The organism is Pacificimonas flava, assembly GCF_000342165.1.
Taxonomy (GTDB): Bacteria; Pseudomonadota; Alphaproteobacteria; order Sphingomonadales; family Sphingomonadaceae; genus Pacificimonas; species Pacificimonas flava.
This window is the reverse complement of sequence record NZ_AMRV01000003.1, coordinates 301632-323548: the sequence shown is the minus strand read 5'-3', so window position 1 is coordinate 323548 and position 21917 is coordinate 301632. Positions and strand designations below refer to the sequence as shown.

Below are 21917 nucleotides of genomic sequence, written 5' to 3'. Positions count from 1 at the left end.
CATGTGCGCGCCTGTTCGTTGTAGGCGCCGGGGGCTTTCGCCGAATGCCGTGTTCCGGGAGGCCGGCGTGATCTGATAGCCGATCTGGCCGTCGATACCGGCGAAGCTCGCATCGGCCGCGGTATAGATCAAATCGTGCGGAACGCCGGTCTCCGTTTCGGTCTCGGTCAGGCGCGCGAACACGTAATCATCGACCACGATCCCCGCAGGCTGGCTTCGAATGAGGGCGCGGGGGCGTTGCGGTCAGCAACAGCCCCGCGCCCAGTAACGGCTTCGCAAGGGAAAGCCGTCACTCATAACGAAGAGCCCGAACGGGGCTGGTGCCGGCCACCCGCCACGCATGCACGGCAATCGTCGCCACGGCGATGATGAGAGCCAGCGCCCCTGCAAGCAGGAATGGCACCGGCGTCAGGTCGATACGGGCGTCGAAATTGTTCAACCAGTCGCGCATCAGCCACCAGGCCGCCGGCCAGGCAATCAGATTCGCGATGATCACGGGCCGGGTGAACTGCCAGACAAGGAGCTGCACGATGTCGCGTGTCCGGGCTCCGAGGACCTTGCGTATGCCGATCTCCTTGGTCCGCCGCTCCGCAGTGAAGGCGGCAAGGCCGAAGAGGCCGAGGCATCCGATGATGACAGCGAGAATGGCGAAGGCTGCGAAGATCTGGCTGCGGGCCGCCTCCTGCTCATATTGCTCGCGAACGATGTCGTCGGCGAAACGGCCATCGAACGGCACCTGCGGAATGTTGCGGGTCCAAACGGTCTCTGCCGCCTCTCTGGTCCGGGCAGGGTCGCCGGAATACCGGACGGCGATCGCCCCGAAGCCTTCGCGGCGCATCAGATACATGATGGGCTGCAAAGGTGCCCGCAGAGACCGGAACCGGGCATCCTCGACGACGCCGACGATCGTGATGGGCACCAGGCCAAGTTCCGACTGGGTGAGTTCGGATCGCAACTGCTTTCCGACAGCCTCTTGCGGCGAGGTGAAGCCGAGGCGCCGCGTAGCTTCCCGCGTCACGATGACGTTCGCGCCGCGCTCGGCGAATGCGCGTTCGGCGGCCTCTTCGATGGGGAAGGGGGTCGTGGAATCGTCCCGTCCGATGGCGTTGGAAAAGTCTCGTCCGGCGATCAGCTTCATTCCCATGGCATCGAAGAAGCCGGTCTCGACCGAATACTGGCCAAGATCGATGGGCTCCATGCTATCTGTCCGGTAGACGCGGCTTACGGAGTTTCCGCCGGGATCGACGGCGATCTGCGTGCGCGCCGCAGCCTCCACGCCGGGAACGCGGCGAAGCTGCTCCACGACTTGTTGGTCCCTGCCGTCGACACCGCGGTAGCCGAGATTCTCGATCTGGAGGAGGCCGTCCCGTACGTAACCGGCGTCCGATGTGCGTGCATAGACGGTCTGGCCGTAGATGACTGCCGTGCAGATGATCAGGCCGATGGAAACCGCGAACTGTCCCACGACGAGAACATTGCGCAGCTGGCCCGATCCGCCTGCGTCGGCGGCGGACTTGTTGGCCTTCAGGATTTGCGCAGGCTCGAAGCGGGACAAGTAGAAGGCCGGATAAAGACCTGCGGCCAATCCGACGACGAGGGTCAGGGCAATTACCGGCAGGAGGATGCCGCCCGCGCCAAAATAGGTCACGGCGATATCGGACCCAAGAAAGCCATTGAAGACCGGCAGCAGCAGCTCGGTCGCCGTCAGTGCAAGCAGCATGGCGATCGCCGTCACCAGAAGGGACTCGCCGAGGAACTGCGTGATGAGCTGTCGCCGCGAAGCGCCGAGGACCTTTCGCAGCGCCACTTCGCGTGCGCGCTGCGACGACCGCGCGGTGGCGAGATTGGTGAAGTTCACACAGGCCATGCCCAGGACCAGAACTGCAATTACCGCAAAGGTCGTGACGGTAAAACGATCGTTGCCCGGTGTCACCGATGCCGCCTGCGCCTCTCCCAGGTGAATGTCGCGGATGTTCGTCAGCCGGTAGTCCTGGAAGTCGCCCGGATTGGTGGTGCCGCCTTCACCGACATCGTCCGGAATATTCCGCTTCTCCCAGGCCGGCATGCGTTCGTTGATCAGGGCCGCGTCGGCCGGCTGCCGCAACTTCACATAGTTCCATCCCTGCTGGTTGTTCCAGCCGGTAAGGGCGTATTCCCGGTCGGCGAACTGCGCGCCCAGGTCGAAACGCGCCACGGCGTCGGCGGAAAAGCTGGAATGTTCCGGCCAGTCCTCGAACACCCCGGTGACCCTGTAATCCACAGGGCCGTTATTATCCACGATGGTAAGGGTCCTGCCCACCGGGTCCTGATCGCCGAAGCGGCGCTGCGCCTCGCTTTCGCTGAGCGCGATCGAATGAGTGTCCGGCAAGGCGTTCGCCGCGCTGCCCCGTACGAACGGGACATCGAAAATGGCGAACAGGTCGCCATCGACCATTCGCAGATCCTCGGTCACCGAGGCTTGCCCGTCCTGCAGAATGACGGGGGAAAAGCTGCGGACCCAGACGACATTCTCGACCTGACCCGGATAGTCCTTCTCGAGCGCTCGTCCCGCGACGATGGCGCTCATCTGAAGGTTCATTTCCTCGCCGCCGCTCTCGGTGGCTTCATAGAGGGTCTGCAACTGAAAGACGCGCTCGGCATCCGGCAGCCAGTCATCATAGCTCTGCTCGTAACGAACGTAGAGAAGGATGAGCACGCAGGCCGCCAGTCCGATGGCCAGACCCGTAATGTTGATCACCGCATAGGTTCGCTGCTTGGCAAGTTAGCGAAGGCCGACGGTAAGGTAATTCTGCCACATGGCGGTGATCTCCATCAGAGGGGCTGGCAATGAAATCCCGGGCCGGCTCAGGCTGCCCGGCGGCGTTCCTGCAGCACGCGGCCGTCCAGCATATTGACGACGCGGCCGGCATAGTCCGCATGGGCCGGCGAATGTGTCACCATGACAATGGTCGATCCGCTGCGGTTCAGCGATTGCAGCATGCGCATGACTTCCTCGCCGTGATTGGTGTCGAGATTGCCCGTCGGCTCGTCGGCCAGGATCAGCTTGGGTTCCGCCACCAGAGCGCGCGCCACGGCCACACGCTGCTGCTGTCCGCCGGAAAGCTGGCTCGGGCGGTGGCGAGCGCGGTGCGCAATGCCGACCCGGTCCATGACGGTCTCCACGCGGCTTTTCCGCTCGGCGCTACCGACCTTGTGGTACAGAAGGGCCAGTTCGATATTCTCGGCGACGCTGAGTTCGTCGACCAGATTGAAGCTTTGAAAGATGAAGCCGATATTCGCTTTGCGAACCTCGGCCAGGCGGCTCTCGTTCAGGCCGGCGACTTCCTTTCCATCGAAGACGTAGGAGCCGCTCGACGGCGTATCGAGCATGCCCATCAGGTTGAGGAGCGTGGATTTTCCGCAACCGGACGGACCCATGATCGCGACGAACTCGCCCGAGGCGATATCGAGGTCGATGGCGTCCAGCGCCGTCGTCTCGACGGTATCGGTGCGATAGATTCTGGATAGGCCGCGCATCTGCAACATGGTCATGCTCCTTTTTCGAGGTCGAGCTGCGCCTTGTCGGCGAACCCGGTATAGGGTGAGGTGATGACGCGCTCTCCGGGGTCGAGGCCGTCCAGAACTTCGATAACTTCGGCATTGCGGCGGCCCAGCCGCACGTCGCGGCGAACTGCCGTTTCGCCGTCTTCGGACACGACGAAGACCCAGGCACCGCCGGTTTCGTTGTAGAAGGCTCCGTACGGCAGAACGCGGGCCGGGGCCGGATCGCCGAGCGTAAGGCGGGCCTGCAGGGTCTGGCCCCGCTGGATTTCGGCGGGCTCGTCATCTGTGAACTGCAAGTCGACCTCGAACTGGCCATTCTGAACCTGCGGATAGATTTTCGAGACCTTCACCGGGTAGGTCGTGCCGCCCCATTCGATCGCCGCGCGTTGCCCCAGCGCGACGCGGCCCAGATAGAATTCATCGACGCCGGCCATCAGCTTGTTGCGGCCGGGACTGTCGATCTGTCCGATGCGCTCTCCGGGTTGCAGGGACTCGCCGACCTGCACGGAAAACCCCGACAGCTGGCCGGCGACGGGCGCCCGAAGGTTCAGGGCTTCGAGGCTGGCCCGGGCAAGTTCGAGGCTGGAGCGGAGCGACTGCGCGGAGGCACGCTGCTGCGCCAGCTGATCCGACTGCAGGCGCTCATCCGTTGCGCGGCTGCGCTGCAAGGTGGCCAGTCGTTCCCGCTCGAACGCGAGTTGATCCTTCGTGTCCTCGAACTGCCGTCCCGCGACGAAACCACGCTCCGCCAGCGGCGCTTCCCGGGAATATTGCCGGCGGGTTTTCTCAAGGGCCAGTTCCGCTTCCAGCACGCTGCGCTCGTTTGCGAGCCGCGTCTGGGAGAGCGCAAGTTCCTGGCTGCGCATATTGTTGATCTGCTGCTCGACCTCTGTCTGCCGCGCGAGAACCGACAATTGCAGTTCGGCGTTCGACAGCACGGCGATCAGCTCGCCCTTCTCCAGCATAGCGCCATCTTCGGACACGACGCGCTCGACACGCCCACCCTCGATGGCGTCCAGATAGACGGTTACCAGCGGTGTGACGCGGGCGCGCAGCGGAATGAAGTCCTCGAAGCTTCCTTCCGCGACTTCCGAGATCGTGAGCTTATCGGTGCTTACCGTCTGGGTGTCGCCGCTCGGCGCGAACAGCCAGAAGGCCCCTGCCGCTGCCAGCAAGAGGGCAATCGCGATGGCCGCCTTGATGCGCACCGACAGGCCTTTTCCCGGAACGCTCCGGTCCATGGCTCTTCCAGTAACAGGCGCGCCCGGCCGCTCCGCCCTCGGCCTGTCCATCGGCAGTACGCTCATGCCGCAATCCGCAACGAGAGGAGGGGGGCGGGCGCCGCGCGGCGCTGTTCGGAATCGAACAGGGTTGTTCGAAAGCGGACAGGGCCCGCGCTGACGGAGAGCGAAAAGCCAGGCGATGAGGAAAGGGAAAGATCGGCGTCGCAGCTGGGCGGCGCCACGAACAGAGGTGCCGCCACCAAGAGGACGCCGGCCAGGAGGCGCCGAGCGAGAAGCGATGCGGCAGGGGCATTGGGCATGCTATCGTCCTTTGGGGTGAACATTGTCATGCGAACCGATCAGCAGGAACCGTGCCAACCGGGAAACCGCCTTCGCGGACGTCGGTTGGCGGCGCTGGCATGCTTCTTGATTGCACGGAAGCGGACAACGGATGTACGAAAGCGAACAGATGAAGGGAGAATTCGGCGCCTGCTTGGTGGTTGACGACGACGAGGACATTCTCTTCGCCGCGCAGTTGCTGCTGCGCCAGGTCTTCCAGCGGGTGGAGACGGTCACGAACCCCGCCGCAGCCATGGCGGTGCTGGCGGCGCAAACGGTCGATGTCGTGCTTCTGGATGCCAACTTCACGCGGGGTGCCACCAATTCGGCCGAAGGTATGACCGTCCTCCAGAAGATTTTGGACACGGATCCCCATCTCGCGGTCGTCATGATGACCGCTCATGCCGGCGTGAATGTCGCGGTGGAGGCAATGAAGCGGGGCGCCAGCGATTTCGTGTCGAAGCCCTGGTCGAACGACCGGCTGCTGGCGGCAGCACGCACGGCTGCCGCATTGAGCCGTTCGCGCCGCGGTTCGCCGCCGATGCCGGGCGCCGCCGAATCTTCCGGACAGGCGGCCAGGGTATCGCCGCTCATCGGCACCAGCCCGGCCATGACGCGCGTGCATTCCTTGATCGCGCGCGCCGCCCCGACCGATGCCAACGTGCTGATTCTGGGAGAGAACGGGACAGGCAAGGAGCTTGCAGCGCGCGATCTGCACGAGCAGTCACGCCGAGCGAACGGGCCCATGGTGACGGTCGACCTTGGCGCCCTGAGCGCGGAACTGATCGATTCCGAACTGTTCGGTCATGTGAAGGGCGCGTTTACGGATGCCAAGGCGAACCGGGTCGGGCGCATTCAGGCCGCCGACGGCGGAACTCTGTTCCTCGACGAGATCGGCAATTTGCCTCTTCATCTCCAGCCAAAGCTGCTTACGGCGCTGGAGCAGCGACATGTGACGCCGGTCGGCGCAAATCGGCCTGTGCCCGTCGACGTTCGCGTGATCGCTGCCACGAACATGACATACGCCATGCTTCGCGACGAACGGCATTTTCGTCAGGACCTCCTTTTCAGGCTCAACACCGTCGAGATCGAAGTGCCGTCCCTTCGCGAGCGGCCCGAGGATATCCCGGCGCTCCTCCAGCATTTCCTCGTGCAATATGCGAAGCGGTACGCGAAGCCCGTTCCGACCCTCTCGCCCGCGGCGCGCCAGGCGCTTCTCGATCAGGACTGGCCGGGAAATGTCCGCGCTCTGCGCCATGCAGCAGAACGCGCAATCATCCTGGGTGGAGAGGAATTGTCGCCGGAGGACTTTCCGGCGGGCCACGCTGCGGAGGGGAGCGCGCCGGCGACGCTCCGGCCCGATCATAGCGGTCCCGACCTGAATTTGGACAGGGCCGAGCGGCGCCTGGTGGAAGCGGCGCTCAAGAAGCATGGCTACAACATATCCAGCTCGGCGGCCGAACTGGGGCTTTCTCGCGCTGCGCTGTACCGGCGGATGGAGAAGCATGGGCTTTGATGTCCGTTTCACGGTCACCCTGTGTGCCTGGCTGGCGGCAACCCTGCTGTCCATGCAGGCCGCGATCTGGACATTCGGCAGCGAAGATCTTCTGGCCGCGCGCATCGTGGCCTCGGCCCTGCTGGTTGCCGCGGTCGTCGGCACCTGGCGGCACATAACGCGTACGAACCGAACGGTGGCGTCCTTTCTGGAGTCGCTCCACTATGGCGACCTCTCCGCGCGGGTCGACAGGCGCGGCGGCGCCGGGTTCGACCGCTTGGGACAAGCGATGGATGCGGCGCTGCGCCGCTCGCAAGACATTCGTGAGACCGCCGAACGCCAGCTTCGCTTTCTGGAGGGGGTCGTCGACGATGTGCCGGTGGCCATTCTGACGATCGACCAAGGCGGAATTCATCTCGCCAACAAGGCGGCCCGGCAGCTGCTCGTCGACCATGACGGTATCAGAGCCGGGGATTTCGCGGTGTATGGAGCCACGTTTGCGCAGTGGCTGGCAGCACCGCGCGCCGCAGATCGGGCCGTGCTCGTCCTAAGGTTTCGGGACGGGCTGCAACGCGCACTGGTTCGGTGCGCTAGGCTCGAGCGGCTTGGGCAGCCCGTGCACATTGTGAGCATCGAGCCCCTGCAAGGGACGCTCGAAAGCGTCGAGGTCGCCGCGCAGACGGACCTTGTCCGCGTGCTCACGCATGAAATTCTCAACTCCCTAACGCCCGTCATGTCGCTGTCCCGCAGTGCGGCCGATATGCTGCGCGAAGCCTCGCCAGACCTGCCGGCGGCCCGCGACGCCGTGAAAACCCTGGCGCGGCGGGCGGAAAGCTTGCGCAGCTTCATCGATCGCTACCGCGCCGTGGCGCGGGCACCCTCACCGAGGGTTCGCCAGTTCGCCGCGGGCCCCTTCATTGCCGAGATCGCCGGCATATTCAAAGCGGAATGGCCCTGCTGCCATCTGGAAACGATCATGGAAAGCGATCAGGATTTCGAGGCGGATCCGGATCTGCTCGGCCAAGCCCTCATCAACCTCATGCGAAACGCCGGCCAGGCATCCGCGCAGGACGACGCCCCCCGGGTGCGGCTTGCCCTCCGCTATCGCCACGATCGGCGATGGCTGGAGATCGAAGACAATGGGCCCGGTATTCCGGAGGCTTTGCGTTCCGACGTTTTCCTGCCCTTCTACACCACGAAGGCGGACGGCAGCGGCATCGGCCTCAACCTCGCTCGTCAGATCGTCGTCGCGTCCGGCTGGACCATTTCGATCGAAGACAGCCCGCTGGGCGGCGCGCTCATACGCATAGGCATCTGAGCCCGCGAGCAGATGGCTGCCCGCCGTACAAGTGGCAAGCGCAGGGCCGGTGAACGATCTCGCGCAACCAATCTCGGGCGCGCGCCTACCGGTTTGTGCGTCCGAGGCGATCTTCCTTGACCTGACCCAGTGCATCCGGATCGTTCTCGACATCGCCTTCGACGGTGTTCTCTCCTTCGGCATCGTCGAGGTCGCCGCCCATTGCGTAGGCTCCTTTCGACTGCCCGATACCGGGATTCGAGCGTAGATCCTCGTCTTGCTCGGTCTTCGCGCGTTTTCCTGTGTCCGGCTTGTCCATGATGATCGTTCCTCTCCATCTGGCGCCCCTACCTTCAGGACGGATCAGCCGGCCGAGCGTTCCATGATATTCGGAGACAGGGCGACGACGCGCTTCGCCCCCGCGACGAGCGAGGCGTCGTCGTCTGGAGTGTGAGAAAAGAACGCGTCCGGTCAGCCTTCGTCGGCGCGGCCCGCATATTGATCGACCGCTCCGGCCATTTCCGTCAGGGTGCGCTCCATCGACTTGGAGCCATAGGGCCAGAAGCGATCCTTTTCGTCCCGGTCCCATTCCGCGCGCCGCGCCGGATCGGTGATGTCCCAGTCCTCGCGCACCTCCCGCGTCGCCTCGCGCAGATCCTGGTGAAGCTCCGCCATCGACGGCCTGCCCCAATAATAATATCCGTTATAGACCTTGTGGATCACGAGATCGGGCTTCAGCACGATCGTGTGCGGGATCATCACGTCGTGTTCGGGATCGGTATATTCCTTGATATCCAGATCCTGCTGCACCTTTCGCTCCTCATCGAGCAGGAACGGGAAATGGGCGCCGAGTTGCTGGCGCATATTGTTGGCCGTGTGCCAGTCGTCGGTGGTGATCGCCACCAGATGCGTGAAGCCGACGATAAGCTGCGAGTGAAACCGCACCAGTTCCTGGAAGTGGTGCCGGTCCTTGGGACAGAAGGCGCCGCGGGTCAGGACAATGACCATCGTCTGATCGCTTTGCAGGTCGGAAAGGCGGCGCGGCACCTGCGTATGGTCGGGCAGGACATAGTCGGGAAATGCGGCGCCGGGAACGATATCGCTGCGCATGGCTGTCTCCTTCCTTACTGAGTGGGTGGCTGGGGCTGCGCATAGGTCCCGACCAGTTCGCCGCTGGCGAGGACATGCCCCTCCATTGCCGCGAGCAGATCCTCCCGGTTCGATCCGGGGACGATATCGAGCACGGTGTCGAGCGCGAAGAGCTGGAAATGATAGCGGTGCGCCTCGTCGCCAACGGGGGGCCGGGGACCGAAATAGCCGATGGAGCCGCGCGTATTGCGGCCCTGCCGCAGGGTCATCAGATCCGGCACCTGCGGGACGGGAGGGACGGCGCCGGGCAGCTCGGCAAGGTCGGGCGCGATGTTCCAGGCGACCCAGTGGACGAAAGGGTGGCCGGCGGGAGCGTCCGGATCTTCCATCAGCAGCGCCAGGCTCTGTGTTCCGGTGGGAACCCCGCTCCAGGCGAGGCCGGGGGAGACATCCTGCCCATAGGCGCTGAACGTCATCGGAATCTTCCTAAGCACATTACGGAACAATCAATCGGTGTTTTCAAACAAACAAATGCGATCAAAAACACTGTATCGCGATTTTCCAAACCTCCTCAAACGTCGAGATTGGCGACGGTGAGGGCGTTTTCCTGGATGAATTCGCGGCGCGGTTCGACGACGTCGCCCATCAGGCGGGTGAAGATGTCGTCGGCGACGTCCGCCTGCTCGATCTCCACGCGGAGGAGCGAGCGATTGTCGGGATCGAGCGTGGTTTCCCAGAGCTGCTCGGCGTTCATCTCGCCGAGACCCTTGTAGCGCTGGATCGACAGGCCCTTGCGGCCCGCAGCCAGCACGGCGTCGAGCAGTTCGGAAGGACGCCGCACCGTCAGGCTCTCGCCCAGCCGTACATCGCCGGCATAGGCCTTTTCGCCGCCGACGATCTGTCCCAGCTTGCGCGATTCGGCAGACAGCAGCAGCTTTTCATCAAGGACATAGGCGTCTGTCACGCCTCGCAGTTCATGCGTGATCGTATATCCGCCATTCGCCAGCGTGACGTTCCAGTCTCCCTCCTCGCTTTCGGCGTTCAGGAACGCGGCGAGACGGCGGGCAATGTCGTCATCGGCAGGCTTGCCGAGCGCGTCGGCAAGCACTGCCGCCTCGATCATCCGGTGGTCGTAGCGGCCGGGGAAATAGGCCATGAGCGTACGCATGCGGCGGGCCTGGTCGACGAGCGCGCGCAGGTCCGCGCCGGTACGCTGCCCCTCCGCCGTGTCCGCGACCATGCCCTCCAGACCTTGCGCGATCAGATATTCGTCCATCGCGGCCTGATCCTTCAGATAGACCTCAGACTTGCCGCGCGCGACTTTGTAGAGCGGCGGCTGGGCGATGTAGAGATGCCCGCGCTCGATCAGCTCCGGCATCTGCCGATAGAAGAAGGTGAGAAGCAGCGTGCGGATGTGCGCGCCGTCGACGTCAGCGTCCGTCATGATGACGATCTTGTGGTAGCGCAGCTTCTCGGCGTTGAAATCGTCGCGGCCGATGCCGGTACCGAGCGCCTGGATCAGGCTGCCGATCTCCTTCGATCCCAGCATCCGGTCGAAGCGCGCGCGCTCGACGTTCAGGATCTTGCCGCGCAGCGGCAGGATGGCCTGATATTTGGAATCGCGGCCCTGCTTGGCGCTGCCGCCGGCGGAATCGCCCTCCACCAGGAACAGTTCCGACTTGGAGGGGTCCTTCTCGCTGCAATCGTTCAGCTTGCCGGGCAGGGAGGAGACGGTCAGCACCGACTTGCGGCTGGCCTCGCGCGCCTTGCGGGCGGCCTCACGCGCGATGGCGGCGCCGACGAACTTGTCGACGATGATCTTGGCGGGGCCGGGATTCTCCTCCAGCCACTCGCCCAGCTTTTCGCCGATCAGGCTTTCGACGGGCGATCGCACCTCCGAGGAGACCAGCTTATCCTTGGTCTGGGACGAGAATTTCGGGTCCGGTACCTTGACGGAGACGATGGCGGTCAGCCCCTCGCGCATGTCCTCGCCGGTCGGCGACACCTTTTCCTTCTTGAAGGCGCCGGACTGCTCGGCATAGTTGCCCAGCGTGCGCGTCAGCGCGGAGCGGAACGCGGCGAGATGCGTGCCGCCGTCCCGCTGCGGGATGTTGTTGGTGAACGGCTGCACCTGCTCGTGATAGCTGTCGTTCCACTCCATCGCGACCTCGATGCCGATATTGCCCTGTTCGCCTTGGATCAGGATGGGCTCCGGAATGATCGCTTCCTTGTTGCGGTCGAGATACTTCACGAATTCCGCAACGCCGCCCTCATAATAGAGTTCGACCTCGGTGCGCTCCGCATGGCGTTCGTCGGCCAGCAGCAGGCGCACGCCCGAATTCAGGAAGGCGAGTTCGCGGTAGCGATGCACCAGCTTTTCGAAATCATAGTCGGTGATCTTGAACGTCTCGGGGCTGGCCAGGAAGGTGACGTGCGTCCCCTTCCGCTCGCCGGCATCGCCCACCACCTCGAGCGGCGCGACGGCGACACCGTTTTCGAAGCGCATGAAATGCTCCTTGCCGCCGCGGAAGATACGCAGCTCCAGCCAGTCGGAGAGCGCGTTGACGACAGAGACGCCGACGCCGTGCAGACCGCCCGACACCTTGTAGCTGTTCTGATCGAACTTTCCGCCCGCGTGAAGCTGGGTCATGATGACCTCCGCCGCGGACACGCCCTCCCCGGCGTGGATGTCGGTCGGGATACCGCGGCCATTGTCGGTAACGGTGACGGAGCCGTCGGCGTTCAGCGTCATGGTGACGAGGTCGCAGTGACCCGCGAGGGCCTCGTCGATGGCGTTGTCGGACACCTCGAACACCATGTGGTGGAGGCCGGAGCCGTCCTCCGTATCGCCGATATACATGCCCGGCCGCTTCCGAACGGCGTCCAGCCCCTTCAGAACCTTGATGGAATCCGCGCCGTACTCGGCGCCGCCCGATGCCGCTGCTTCAGCCAAAAACCTGTTCCTTTTCCGCACCCGAATAAGTCCATGTCCGGCAAGGTGCCGGTACGGTGCCGCCCCCCGGGCGGCGGCGCGATTCCGGCTGCCCGCCGGACGCGTCATGACGAGGTGACGACAGGCACTCCGTCCTTGATTTCCATATAGGTGGCCGGGCCGGAAATTGCACGGAAAAGTGCGGCGTCCGTCCCCGTCATCCAGACCTGCCCGCCAAGACGTTGCAGCAGCCCGAAAAGCGCTGCACGGCGCCCCTCGTCGAGGTGGGCCAGCGCTTCGTCGAGGAGGAGGATGGGCAGGCGCCCGGTTTCTGCCGCGACCAGTTCGGAATGGGCGAGAACGAGACCGGTCAGCAGGGCCTTTTGCTCGCCGGTGGAGGCGCGGTCTGCCGGCTGCGCCTTTTCGACGTGGCGCACCAGCAGATCGTCACGGTGCGGGCCGACGAGGGTGCGGCCGGCGCGGAAATCGTCCCTGCGGCAGGCGCCGATGGCGGCGGTCATCTCCTCCTCCGAAAGCGGCGGCATCCCCTGCAGCCGGACCTCCGCGCGGGGGAAGGGGCCGGTCTGGCGCGCGAGGGCGGCGGTCAGCGCCTCTATCGTGGCTGTGCGCGCGCCGGAGAGCAGGCTGCCGTGCCGCCCCATCTCCCGCTCCACCGCCCCCAGCCAATGGTCGTCGCGCCGGCCGTCCTGGAGCAGGCGGTTGCGCTCGCGCATGGCGTTCTCGTAGCGCGTCGCCGCCTGCGCGTGGCCGGGGTAAAGGGCAAGGGTCAGGCGGTCGAGGAAGCGCCTGCGATCGGCTGCCGGGCCGGTGAACAGCCGGTCCATGGCCGGCGTCAACCACAGGACGGAAAGCCATTCGGACAGGCTGTTCGCTGCCGCCCCCGCGCCGTTCACGCGAACCGTCCGGCGTGCGCTGCCGGGCTCGATGCCCGTGCCGATCTCTATGGGCTCGCCCGCGCCGATGCCGAGCCGGGTGGCGATGCCAAAGCCGCCGCTGCCGTCAATGCGGACCATGTCGGAGAGATTGGCGCGGCGCAGGCCGCGGCCGGGGGCCAGCAGCGAAACGGCCTCCAGCAGGTTGGTCTTGCCCGCGCCGTTGGGGCCGCTGATCGCGATCAGGCCGGGGCCCGGCGCAACCTCCGCTGCGGCATAGGAACGGAAATCGGTCAGCCGCAGCCGTTCGACGGCCCGGGGCGCGGGTGCGGAATTGGGTTCAGACGCTGCATCCACCATGCGGAATGATGGTCAGGCGCTGTGAAGGGGTGTACGGGCCTGCGGCGCCCTCACACCCGCATCGGCATGAGGACGTAGAGCGCGTTTGAATCGTCGCTTTCGCGGATCAGCGTCGGCGCCGCGGCGTCGGCAAGGTGCACGTCGATGGTATCGCCCTCGACCTCTGACAGGATGTCCATCAAATATTTGGCGTTGAAGCCGACGTCGAAGCCTTCCGACTTGTAGTCCGCTTCCACCTCTTCCTTTGCCGTCCCCGTTTCCGGGCTCGTCACGGACAGGACGACCTTGTCCTGTTCCAGCGTCACCTTGACCGCCTTCGTCTTTTCCGCGGCGATGGCGGACACGCGGTCGACGCCCTGGCTCAGCGTCTTGGGGTCGATCTTCAGCAGGCGATCGTTCCCGGTCGGGATGACGCGGCTATAGTCGGGGAAGGTGCCGTCGATCAGCTTCGAGGTCAGGACCGCCGTGCCGACACGGAAGCGAACCTTCGAATCGGACAGGCCGATTTCCACGTCGCCATCCGCCTCATCGAGCAGTTTCCGGAGTTCGCTGACGCATTTGCGCGGCACGATCACGTCCGGCATCTCCGCCGCGCCCTCGGGCGGGTCCAGCGTCACGCGCGCCAGGCGGTGGCCGTCCGTCGCGACGGCGTAGAACTTGCCATCCGACACGTGCATGAAGATGCCGTTCAGATAATAGCGCGTTTCCTCCGTCGAAATGGCGAAGCGGGTCTTGTCGATGATTTCCGCCAGCGTCTCGCCCGGCAGGTTGAAGCTGGTCGGCAGATCGCTTTCCGCGATCATCGGGAAATCGTCGCGCGGCAGCGTGGCGAGGTTGAAGCGCGCGCGTCCGGCGCGGATTTGCATCTTCTCCTCCGCCGCGTCGAGCGCCACCTGGCTGCCATCGGGAAGCTTGCGGACGATATCGAAAAGGGTATGCGCGGAGACCGTGACGGCGCCGCCCGTCTCCACCTGAGCTGCGATGGAATCGACGACCTGCAGGTCGAGGTCGGTGGCGGTCAGCTTGAGGCCCCCCTCCTCCGCCTCGATCAGGACGTTGGACAGGATCGGAATCGTGTTCCTGCGCTCAACGACCGACTGAACGTGCCCCAGGCATTTCAGCAGGGTCGCGCGCTCAACGGTAGCCTTCATCTACGATATCCCTTTCGCCCCCAATAGTAAGGAGGGGCTGCTTAGCGGATTTGCGCGCCGCATCAAACGCCGAGTTTCCGTCTCCATGCGTCGGCATCCTCAGGGGGATGTACGAAGCCGCGTCAGAAACCGGTTCGAAGCCTCGATGGCGCGTTTGATCTCGGCGTCCGCACTTCGCACATCCTCGACCAGTTTCGGCTGCTGCGCGCGCAGTGCCTGTGCGGCAGCCGGCGTCTGGTTGTGCTTCAGATACAGGACGCGGTCGCGCAGGGTGAACAGCGCCGGCTCCATCGCCTGTACGGATTCGCCCAAGACGCGCTCTAGCTGCGCGAACTCTGCCCGGGTTCGCTCCAGGTCGGCGGCAGAGGCGGCACGAATGTCGGGGTCCTGAAACAGCTTCAGCTCGCTTTCCCATTCGGAGAACATGTCCCCGGCAACCGTCCGCAGCGTGTCGATGTCCTGTTCCACGTCACGGGCGCGGGCGCGGGACTTTTCATATGCGCTTTCCAGGCGCCGATATGCGCCCTCGATGTTACGGGGATCCGCATCGCTCGTTTCCCGGTAGACGGTCACGGCGCCGACGAAGGCCTTGCTCGCCTCGCGTTCGGATTTCTGAACATCCTCGACCCGGTCGATAAGAAGGTCGCGCTTTTTGATGCCGACGGTTTCCAGCGCCTTGTAATAGGGCGCGGTCTGGCAGGCCGCGAGCACCGACATCGTGCCGATCAGGAGCGCGGGAAGAAGGAGGGTGGAACGCATCGCGATAAACTCCGTAACTATGGGCGATGGAAACGGCGCGGACCGGCCGGCAGCCCGCCCGCCAATCTACACCGCGACGTCGATGTCCGCCTCGGTTTTCTCGCGGACCTCTTCCACGCTTACGTCCGGCGCCAGCTCGATCAGCCGGAATTTGCTGTCATGATCGGGGCGCTGGAACACGCCGAGGTCGGTGACGATCATGTCGACGACGTTCGTGCCGGTCAGAGGCAGGGAGCATTTCTTCAGGAACTTGCTCTCACCCTTCTTGTTCGTGTGATCCATCAGGACGATGATCTTCTTGACGCCGGCGACCAGGTCCATGGCGCCGCCCATGCCCTTCACCATCTTGCCGGGGATCATCCAGTTGGCGATGTCTCCGTTTTCGGCCACCTCCATGGCGCCCAGGATCGACAGGTCGATATGGCCGCCGCGGATCATGGCGAAACTGTCGGCGGAGGAGAAGTAGCTCGTGCGCTTGAGTTCGGTAATGGTCTGCTTGCCGGCATTGATCAGATCGGCATCGACCTCGTCGTCCGCCGGAAACGGCCCCATGCCCAGCATGCCGTTTTCCGACTGCAGCGTGACGTCGATATCCTCGCCGATATAATTCGCCACGAGCGTCGGCATGCCGATGCCCAGATTGACGTAGAAGCCGTCTTCCAGTTCCTTAGCGGCCCGCTCGGCCATCTGATCGCGTGTCCAGGGCATTTCGTTCTCCCGAAGAAAAGATCGCCGGCCGCAGCCGGCAGAATGGGCAGGGCCGTCTGTCAGCCTTCCGAACCGGTGGCGGCGCGAACGGTGCGCTGCTCGATGCGCTTTTCATAATCCCTGCCGACGATCAGGCGCTGTACGAAGATGCCCGGCGTGTGGATATGATCGGGGTCGAGTTCGCCGGGGCCGACCAACTCCTCCACCTCCACGACAGTAACGGTTCCCGCCGTCGCCATGACCGGATTAAAATTGCGGGCGGTCTTGCGGTAGACGAGATTGCCCGCCGGGTCCGCCTTCCAGGCCTTCACCAGCGACACGTCGGCGGTCAGCCCTGTTTCCATGATGTAGGTTTCGCCGCCGAAATCCTTGTGCTCCTTGCCCTCTGCGACCAGCGTGCCCACACCCGTTTTCGTGAAGAAGCCGGGAATGCCGGCGCCGCCGGCGCGGCAGCGCTCCGCCAGCGTGCCCTGCGGGTTGAATTCCAGCTCCAGTTCGCCGCCCAGATACTGCCGCTCGAACTCCTTGTTCTCGCCGACATAGGAGCTGATCATCTTCCTGATCTGGCGCGTCTGAAGCAGCAGGCCCAGGCCGAAATCGTCGACGCCGGCATTGTTGGAAATGCAGGTCAGGTCCTTCGTGCCGCTGTCGCGTAGCGCGGCGATCAGCTTCTCCGGAATGCCGCACAGGCCGAAGCCCCCGGCCATCACCGTCATGCCGTCGAACAGCAGTCCCTCAAGGGCTGCGGCTGCATCGTCGTAAAGCTTGTTTGCCAAGGGTCAGGACGCTCCCGAAAAAGAAAAGGGCCGACCCCTGTCGGGGCCGGCCCATCTCATAACGTGCGAACCTGCCGATTAGAACCGGTAGGTGTAACCGCCCGAAACCTTCAGCGTGTCGAAGGCGATGGTGTCGACCGCGACGCGGAACGCGCCGGGACCCGCGCCGAACTCGGCGCCGGCGCCGACGGTGTAATCGCCCTGCGTGTCGTCGAGGCCCAGATCGTCGTCGTCGATATCCTCCTCAAGGTCGGGGTTCAGCTGGCCGAACTCCTCGAGGATGTTGCCGGTGTCGAAATTGATCTCCTGATAGCCGCCGCGCAGGAAAACCATCATGTTGTCGGAAGGAACGAAGCCGACATGGGCGGTGATGCCGTATTCGCCATCGATTTCGGACGTGCCGATGCCGCCATTGCCCTCGACACCCACGATCATGTTGGGTCCGACAGCGGCGTTATAGCCGAGATAGCCGCCGAAGGTGACACCGTCGATGCCATAGCCGAGGCCATTGAAGAAGGATTCTTCGAACTCCGTCTCGTCGATATCGCTGTCGGCGTCGAAGTCGTTGTAGCCCACGCTGGCGCCGACATACGGGCCGGCAAAGTTCGCCGATTGCGCCGCGGCGACACCCGGGATGGAAAGGGCGAGGGCGCCAAGGGCAACAAAGGTCTTACGCATATACTAACTCCTGATTCTACGGTCGCGGCCGCAAGGCTTGGGAGGTGCGGCCGCGCGCAAGCTCAGATGGGCGCTTGCGGGGATGCCGCCAGACCCATCGTTGCGGATTGCGATATTATGTTGCGCCCTTGCAACAGGTTCTAAGCGGATTGCGAGGCGGTTGGCACCCGCCTAGTCAGGCGGACATGACCTCTCATCCGACGATCTATCTCGCCCGTCACGCCGAAACCGTGTTCAACGCCAATGCCCGCATGCAGGGCAACGGCGCGCATACGCCGCTGACGCGCAGCGGCATCGCGCAGGCGGAGGCAATGGGAGAGGCGCTGCGGCGGGAACTGGGCGAAAAACCGGACCTCGATTTCTGGGTGTCGCCGGCCGGCCGAACGCAGCAGACGGCTTCGATCATCGCGGAGCATCTCGGCCTTCGCTATTTCGACGTGCGCCACGACGAGCGCCTGTTCGAGATCAATGTGGGTGCATGGGAGGGGCGCGATTATGCCGATATCGTGGCGGACAGCGGCGCGCCCATCGTCGACCGGGAACGCGGTTTGTTCTGCGTACGGCCGCCGGAGGGCGAATGGTATCCCGATATCCGAGCGCGCCTCGATGCCTGGCTGGCTGGGCTGGATCCGGGCAGGCCGGCACTGGTCATCACACATGGCATGACCGCGCGGGTCCTGCGGGGAGCGCTGGTCGGCGGGGAGCCGTTTGAGCCGGGCTGCGTGCCCATCGCCGGAAACGCGCCGCAGGGCACCATCTTCCGTATCGAAGGGGGAGCGGAACGCGCCATCCATGTCGGATCCGGCGGGCAGCAAGTCCAAAAGGGGTTTTGAGCGCGGCCCCATGCTGGCCGCGAAGCTGGGGTCCGGGTCTGCTGCTGCTTGCGACAAGTTGCGACAAGTTTCGGCGTTCACCGACAAATTCCTGCGACAGCGGCCCGGCAGACGGAGGGGGGATGGGTACGCCCTTTCGTATCCGCCGCGTCAGTTCGGGATCATGTTCATGCGTATTCGCTCCTTCTTTCTTTCCAGTGCCGCCGCGCTCGCGCTGGGCGCGGCCACTCTGCCCGCCGCTGCGCAAGGCATGGCAGCGGATGGGGACGACGGTGCTGCCGTCGAAGCGCCGGAGGACTCCGAAGCGGGCCGGCCGGAAGAGGCGGACGATGAGAACGTCATCGTCATCACGGCCGGGGCCGTTCGCGGTACGGTGGTCAGCGACATCCCCCCGCAGCTGGAATTGACGGAAGAAACGATCGCGTCTTACGGCGCGTCCTCGATCGAGGATCTGCTTGAGGCGCTCGGTCCGCAGACCGGCTCAGCGCGCGGACGCGGCGGCGGCATGCCGGTCATCCTCTTGAACGGGCAGCGCATCGGCAGCTTTCGCGAACTTCGCGACCTGCCGCCCGAGGCCATCGAGCGCGTGCAGATCTTTCCGGAGGAGCTGGCGCTGCAATATGGCTATCGGCCCGACCAGCGCGTCGTGAACTTCATCCTGAAGGACAATTTCAATCAGCTCTCCGCCGAACTGGAATATGGTCAGCCGACGGCGGGCGGTTTCCGTTCGGGGGAGGTCGAGGCGACCCTGACGCGCATCGACGACGGCAATCGGCTGAACATCGATCTGGAATATCAGCCCTCCACCCGCCTGACGGAGGCGGAGCGCGGGATCGTGCGCGACGACGGCGACAGTCTGGGGGTGGTGGACGAAACGGACTTTCGCACGCTGCAGCCTTCCTCCGACACGTTCGAGGCGAATGCCAGTTGGAACAGGCAGATCGGGGGCGGCACCGGCCTGACGCTGAGCGGGGAATATAGTCACGAGGAAAGCGAGGCGCTGCAGGGCCTCAGCGGCGCCAGCTTCGTCGTTCCGGGCAGCAGCCCCTTTTCGCGCACCGGAGAGGACGAGGCGCTGCGCCGGCTGTTTCCCGGCGCGGGCGTCCTGCGGCGTGATTCCTCCACCGACGCCGCGCAGGCGGGCGCGGCGCTGAATGGCAATCTGTCCGGCTGGCAATGGTCGCTGAGCGGCAATTACGCGCTGACGGAGCAGACCGTCTTCACCGACCGTCAGGGCGATACGGACGCGCTGGTCGCCGCGATCGAGGCCGGCGATCCGAATATCGACCCGTTCGCCGCGGATCTGGGTAGCGGCACGGCCTTCGTGACCGACCGCGCGGAAAGCACATCCCAGACGGCGGATGTCACCGCGACCATTGCGGGCTCGCCGCTCGATCTGCCGGCCGGGCCGGTCAGCCTGAGCCTGTCGACCGCGTTCGACTGGCAGGACCTCGAAAGCCGGACGCTGCGCGGCGGCGCGCCCATCGCCAGCAGCGACCTGTCCCGCAGCCGGGGCAATGTGCGCGCCAATGCCGACCTGCCGATCACCAGCGTCAGGGAGGGGGTGCTGGATGCGATCGGCAGCCTCTCCGTCAACCTGACCGCGGGCTATAGCGAACTCAGCGATTTCGGCGGCCTGACCGAATATGGCTATGGCCTGCGGTGGGAGCCGGTCGAGGACCTCGTGCTTCTGGCCAGCGTCATCGGCGAGGAGGCCGCGCCGACGGTGGCGCAGCTTGGCGATGCGGTCATCGTCACGCCGAACGTCGCGACCTTCGACATTGCGACGGGGAACACCGTCTTCATTGACCAGATCACCGGCGGCAATCCGGATCTTCTGGCCGAATCGCGGCGAGACCTGAAACTGTCCCTGAACTGGTCGCCGGGCGGTTCGCGCGAACAGCAGCTGACCTTCGAATATGTGAAGAACCGTAGCGAGGACGTGTCGAGCGCCTTCCCCGCGCTCACCCCCGCCATCGAGGCGGCGTTTCCAGACCGCGTCGTTCGCGGCGCGGACGGCAATCTGCTGAGTATCGACGCGCGGCCAGTGACCTTTTCAGAGGTGGAGGCGGAGCGGCTACGCTACGGCTTCAGCCTGCGCGGCGAGTTCGGCCAGGACGAGGAGGAAGAAGGCGGCCGGCGCGGAGGGCGGGGCGGCGGCAGACCGCCGTTCGGGCGCGGCCCGGATGGCGGCCGCTGGAACCTGTCGGTCTTCCACAATTGGAGCCTGGACGAAACGGTCCTGATCCGGCCGGGGGTCGACCGGCTGGACCTGCTGGACGGCGACGTCACCGGCAGCGGTGCGCCGATTTCCCGTCACACGGTCGAATTGGAGGGCGGTGTCTTCCTGGGCGGCTTCGGTCTGCGCGCGAACGCCAACTATACCGGCAAGGCGCGGGTGGATGGATCGGACATCACCGGCTCCTCGGATCTTTATTTCGGCGACCTCTTCACGCTCGACCTGCGGCTGTTCGCCGATCTCGACAGCCAGCAAGGCCTGACCGAGGCCGTGCCCTTCCTGAAGGGAAGCCGCCTGTCGCTGGACGTGGAGAACGTCTTCGGCGGCATCAGACGCGTCGAGAACGGGGCCGGAGAGGTGCCGCTGGCCTACCAGCCGGGCTATGTCGATCCGGTCGGCCGCTTCGTCGAGATCGAGTTCCGAAAGACCTTCTGACGGCGGGGCGACCGCCCGCGCGCTACAGCAGCCACGCACGGATGCCATAGGCGACGATGCCGAGGACGCCGACGCTCATCGCCCAGATCGCGGCCATCCAGGCCAGCCGCTTCCACAGCGGCTGGCGTTCGGCCGGGTGAGGGGGCCGCGTGCCGCTCAATGATAACCCTCCGTGCCGACCTTCCCCCGGAACACCCAATAGGCATAGCCGGTATAGGCAATGATCAGCGGCATGATGAACGCAGCGCCGACCAGCATGAAGACCTGGCTTTTCTCGGGCGCGGCGGCATCCCAGATCGTCAGCGCGCCGGGAACGACGTCCGGCCATATCGAGACGCCGAGGCCGATAAAGGTCAGGAAGAAGAGGAGCAGCGCGCTGACGAACGGCCATGCGTGATGCTCGTAGCGCATATTGTGCACGAACAGCGCCGCCACCAGCGTCGTCAGGATGGGCACCGGCAGGGTCAGGAACAGGCGCGGACGCGACAGCCAGTTCGCATAGTAATTCCCCTCCAGCGTCAGCGTCGCCAGACTGACCGCGACGATGGCGCCCAGCGTCAGGAAGAACAGGCTCCAGGCGAGGCGCCTGGCGCGGTCATGCGGTTCCCCGTCCAGCTTGTACATCAGCCAGGTCGCGCCAAGGAGCGCGTAGCCCGTCAGCACCGCCGCGCCTGTCAGCAGGCTGAAGGGGGTCAGCCAGTTCCACCAGCCGCCGGCATAGGCGCGGCCGTCCACCTCTATCCCCTGCAGCAGCGCGCCCAGTGCCACGCCCTGCGCGAAGGCGGCGATGATGGACCCGCCCGTGAACGCCGCATCCCACAGGGCGCGGTGGCGCGGGTCGCGCCAGCGATATTCGAAGGCGACGCCGCGAAAGACGAGGCCCAGAAGCATGGCGATGATGGGGGCGTAAAGCGCAGGCAGGATAACCGCATAGGCCAGCGGGAAGGCGGCGAACAGACCGCCGCCGCCCAAGACCAGCCATGTCTCGTTGCCGTCCCAGACGGGCGCAATGGAGTTCATGGCCCGGTTCCTGCCCTCACCGGCCGGAAAGAACTTGAACAGGATGCCGACGCCCAGGTCGAACCCGTCCATCACGACATAGGCGAAGATCGCGAGCGCGATAATGCCGGCCCAGATCGCCGTCAGGTCGAAATTATAGTCCAGCAT

At 64.8% G+C, this 21917-nt stretch carries 20 protein-coding genes; 4 read left to right on the top strand and 16 right to left on the bottom strand.

Annotation, left to right across the window (positions count from 1 at the left end; all coding sequences use genetic code 11):
• Positions 1-289: 289 nt before the first annotated feature.
• The 4 genes from C725_RS06615 to C725_RS06600 form a co-directional block, all read right to left on the bottom strand.
• Positions 290-2737, bottom strand: coding sequence for an FtsX-like permease family protein (locus C725_RS06615; RefSeq protein ID WP_008601211.1), 2448 nt, complete (start codon positions 2735-2737; stop codon positions 290-292).
• Positions 2738-2844: 107 nt separating this feature from the next.
• Positions 2845-3525: an ABC transporter ATP-binding protein gene (locus C725_RS06610; RefSeq protein WP_008601210.1), complete on the bottom strand. Its 681-nt coding sequence runs from the start codon at positions 3523-3525 to the stop codon at positions 2845-2847.
• Positions 3526-3527: 2 nt separating this feature from the next.
• Positions 3528-4850 (bottom strand): efflux RND transporter periplasmic adaptor subunit, encoded by a 1323-nt coding sequence (locus C725_RS06605; protein ID WP_038282021.1) that lies wholly within the window; start codon positions 4848-4850, stop codon positions 3528-3530.
• Positions 4847-5086: a hypothetical protein gene (locus C725_RS06600; RefSeq protein ID WP_008601208.1), complete on the bottom strand. Its 240-nt coding sequence runs from the start codon at positions 5084-5086 to the stop codon at positions 4847-4849. The genes C725_RS06605 and C725_RS06600 overlap by 4 nt, the downstream gene beginning before the upstream one ends.
• A gap of 131 nt (positions 5087-5217) precedes the next feature.
• On the opposite strand from C725_RS06600, the gene C725_RS06595 reads away from it, so the two are divergent.
• Positions 5218-6621 (top strand): sigma-54-dependent transcriptional regulator, encoded by a 1404-nt coding sequence (locus C725_RS06595; protein ID WP_038282018.1) that lies wholly within the window; start codon positions 5218-5220, stop codon positions 6619-6621.
• A complete protein-coding gene (locus tag C725_RS06590; protein ID WP_008601204.1) occupies positions 6611-7918 on the top strand; it encodes a sensor histidine kinase in 1308 nt (435 codons plus the stop codon). Before C725_RS06595 ends, C725_RS06590 begins: the two co-directional genes overlap by 11 nt.
• An 85-nt stretch (positions 7919-8003) precedes the next feature.
• Here C725_RS06590 and C725_RS06585 read toward each other — a convergent pair whose 3' ends face one another.
• The 10 genes from C725_RS06585 to C725_RS06540 form a co-directional block, all read right to left on the bottom strand.
• Positions 8004-8216: a hypothetical protein gene (locus tag C725_RS06585; RefSeq protein WP_008601203.1), complete on the bottom strand. Its 213-nt coding sequence runs from the start codon at positions 8214-8216 to the stop codon at positions 8004-8006.
• A 152-nt stretch (positions 8217-8368) separates the two neighbouring features.
• Entirely contained in the window at positions 8369-9007 is a 639-nt protein-coding gene (locus C725_RS06580; RefSeq protein ID WP_008601201.1) for a redoxin domain-containing protein, read from the bottom strand.
• A 14-nt stretch (positions 9008-9021) separates the two neighbouring features.
• Positions 9022-9462 (bottom strand): YbhB/YbcL family Raf kinase inhibitor-like protein, encoded by a 441-nt coding sequence (locus C725_RS06575; RefSeq protein ID WP_008601198.1) that lies wholly within the window; start codon positions 9460-9462, stop codon positions 9022-9024.
• 95 nt (positions 9463-9557) lie between these two features.
• Positions 9558-11939 (bottom strand): DNA topoisomerase (ATP-hydrolyzing) subunit B, encoded by a 2382-nt coding sequence (gyrB, locus tag C725_RS06570; RefSeq protein ID WP_008601196.1) that lies wholly within the window; start codon positions 11937-11939, stop codon positions 9558-9560.
• A 104-nt stretch (positions 11940-12043) separates the two neighbouring features.
• A complete protein-coding gene (gene recF, locus C725_RS06565) occupies positions 12044-13171 on the bottom strand; it encodes a DNA replication/repair protein RecF (RefSeq protein ID WP_008601192.1) in 1128 nt (375 codons plus the stop codon).
• Between the two features lie 50 nt (positions 13172-13221).
• Complete coding sequence (gene dnaN / locus C725_RS06560; RefSeq protein ID WP_008601190.1) at positions 13222-14322, bottom strand: DNA polymerase III subunit beta; 1101 nt, start codon at positions 14320-14322, stop codon at positions 13222-13224.
• Positions 14323-14421: 99 nt separating this feature from the next.
• Entirely contained in the window at positions 14422-15081 is a 660-nt protein-coding gene (locus C725_RS06555) for a DUF2959 family protein (RefSeq protein ID WP_008601188.1), read from the bottom strand.
• A gap of 66 nt (positions 15082-15147) precedes the next feature.
• Entirely contained in the window at positions 15148-15789 is a 642-nt protein-coding gene (locus tag C725_RS06550) for a CoA transferase subunit B (protein ID WP_008601187.1), read from the bottom strand.
• A gap of 59 nt (positions 15790-15848) precedes the next feature.
• Positions 15849-16565, bottom strand: a complete 717-nt coding sequence (locus C725_RS06545; RefSeq protein ID WP_008601185.1) for a CoA transferase subunit A — start codon at positions 16563-16565, stop codon at positions 15849-15851.
• 78 nt (positions 16566-16643) lie between these two features.
• The gene (locus C725_RS06540) at positions 16644-17243 is read right to left on the bottom strand and encodes an outer membrane beta-barrel protein (RefSeq protein ID WP_008601183.1); all 600 of its coding nucleotides are present in this window, start codon (positions 17241-17243) and stop codon (positions 16644-16646) included.
• Between the two features lie 185 nt (positions 17244-17428).
• Between C725_RS06540 and C725_RS06535 the strand changes: the two genes are divergently transcribed.
• Positions 17429-18076: a histidine phosphatase family protein gene (locus C725_RS06535; protein WP_008601181.1), complete on the top strand. Its 648-nt coding sequence runs from the start codon at positions 17429-17431 to the stop codon at positions 18074-18076.
• Between the two features lie 169 nt (positions 18077-18245).
• Positions 18246-20750: a porin family protein gene (locus tag C725_RS06530; protein ID WP_149864572.1), complete on the top strand. Its 2505-nt coding sequence runs from the start codon at positions 18246-18248 to the stop codon at positions 20748-20750.
• 22 nt (positions 20751-20772) lie between these two features.
• Here the strand turns inward: C725_RS06530 and C725_RS15725 are convergent, their stop codons facing one another.
• Positions 20773-20910 carry a DUF2474 domain-containing protein gene (locus C725_RS15725; RefSeq protein WP_008601177.1) on the bottom strand — a complete coding sequence of 46 codons (138 nt, stop codon included), beginning with the start codon at positions 20908-20910 and terminating at the stop codon, positions 20773-20775.
• Positions 20907-21917 (bottom strand): cytochrome d ubiquinol oxidase subunit II, encoded by a 1011-nt coding sequence (gene cydB, locus C725_RS06525; RefSeq protein WP_008601175.1) that lies wholly within the window; start codon positions 21915-21917, stop codon positions 20907-20909. The genes C725_RS15725 and cydB overlap by 4 nt, the downstream gene beginning before the upstream one ends.

Bases quoted from the DNA above. Each gene is read 5' to 3' on its own strand.
- C725_RS06585 (WP_008601203.1), bottom strand. From the start codon at position 8,216: ATGGACAAGCCGGACACAGGAAAACGCGCGAAGACCGAGCAAGACGAG.
- C725_RS06540 (WP_008601183.1), bottom strand. From the start codon at position 17,243: ATGCGTAAGACCTTTGTTGCCCTTGGCGCCCTCGCCCTTTCCATCCCG.
- C725_RS06605 (WP_038282021.1), bottom strand. From the start codon at position 4,850: ATGAGCGTACTGCCGATGGACAGGCCGAGGGCGGAGCGGCCGGGCGCG.
- C725_RS06600 (WP_008601208.1), bottom strand. From the start codon at position 5,086: ATGCCCAATGCCCCTGCCGCATCGCTTCTCGCTCGGCGCCTCCTGGCC.
- C725_RS06595 (WP_038282018.1), top strand. From the start codon at position 5,218: ATGTACGAAAGCGAACAGATGAAGGGAGAATTCGGCGCCTGCTTGGTG.
- recF (WP_008601192.1), bottom strand. From the start codon at position 13,171: ATGGTGGATGCAGCGTCTGAACCCAATTCCGCACCCGCGCCCCGGGCC.
- C725_RS06550 (WP_008601187.1), bottom strand. From the start codon at position 15,789: ATGCCCTGGACACGCGATCAGATGGCCGAGCGGGCCGCTAAGGAACTG.
- C725_RS06580 (WP_008601201.1), bottom strand. From the start codon at position 9,007: ATGCGCAGCGATATCGTTCCCGGCGCCGCATTTCCCGACTATGTCCTG.
- C725_RS06555 (WP_008601188.1), bottom strand. From the start codon at position 15,081: ATGCGTTCCACCCTCCTTCTTCCCGCGCTCCTGATCGGCACGATGTCG.
- C725_RS06575 (WP_008601198.1), bottom strand. From the start codon at position 9,462: ATGACGTTCAGCGCCTATGGGCAGGATGTCTCCCCCGGCCTCGCCTGG.
- C725_RS06590 (WP_008601204.1), top strand. From the start codon at position 6,611: ATGGGCTTTGATGTCCGTTTCACGGTCACCCTGTGTGCCTGGCTGGCG.
- C725_RS06535 (WP_008601181.1), top strand. From the start codon at position 17,429: ATGACCTCTCATCCGACGATCTATCTCGCCCGTCACGCCGAAACCGTG.
- cydB (WP_008601175.1), bottom strand. From the start codon at position 21,917: ATGCTGGACTATAATTTCGACCTGACGGCGATCTGGGCCGGCATTATC.
- dnaN (WP_008601190.1), bottom strand. From the start codon at position 14,322: ATGAAGGCTACCGTTGAGCGCGCGACCCTGCTGAAATGCCTGGGGCAC.
- C725_RS06610 (WP_008601210.1), bottom strand. From the start codon at position 3,525: ATGTTGCAGATGCGCGGCCTATCCAGAATCTATCGCACCGATACCGTC.
- C725_RS06530 (WP_149864572.1), top strand. From the start codon at position 18,246: ATGCGTATTCGCTCCTTCTTTCTTTCCAGTGCCGCCGCGCTCGCGCTG.